The sequence below is a fragment of the Treponema sp. R6D11 genome, from assembly GCF_054786075.1.
The window spans coordinates 1-590 of the sequence record NZ_BDHD01000712.1; the positions used below are offsets into that span (position 1 = coordinate 1).

Below are 590 nucleotides of genomic sequence, written 5' to 3' on the forward strand. Positions count from 1 at the left end.
GTATGAGGGTTGTCCGTACTTTTCCGTAAATTGGGTAAATATCGAATAATGGTCTATTACTTCAGTGTTAAGGCTAAACGCCATTATAAAAACCTTGCCGTCCCTTAACTGGAAAAAAGCCCTTTTTATAAACGACAAACCAGTTGTCTCCACAAGGCTTTGATCCCTTGACGGCAGAAAAGAAACATCCCTGTCTCCCTTAAACTGAAAAAGATCGTCTTTTAAAAGACCGTCTTTTAATTCATCTAACCCCATTCCCAAGGACAATTGACGAAACTGTTTGGGAAGTTTGGTATCTGCGGCGGCATCTTTGGAATCCTTGGCGGCATCTTTTGGCTTATCCTGCGCATAGACAGGAAAAAGCAAGAAAGAGAGTAAAAGGGCAAAAATTATCGGTTTTAGATTCATTACTATAATTATCGGATATTTTTGACCAAAAAACTACACACAAAAAGCTAGGCTATGGGTTTCTTTTCGAGGCGGGCCTTTTCTAACTGCTGCACTTTTGGGGAATACGGGATTTGTTTTTGGTTTTCCAATGAATCCTTTATTAATAACTTTTCATTTACTACCTTAAAAGCATGGATTTT

Annotated in this window: 1 pseudogene; it reads right to left on the reverse strand. The window is 38.5% G+C overall.

Annotated elements, in window-relative coordinates:
* A pseudogene (locus ACYVTD_RS15650) lies at positions 1-408 on the reverse strand (hypothetical protein); the annotation flags it as partial.
* Positions 409-590: the final 182 nt, after the last annotated feature.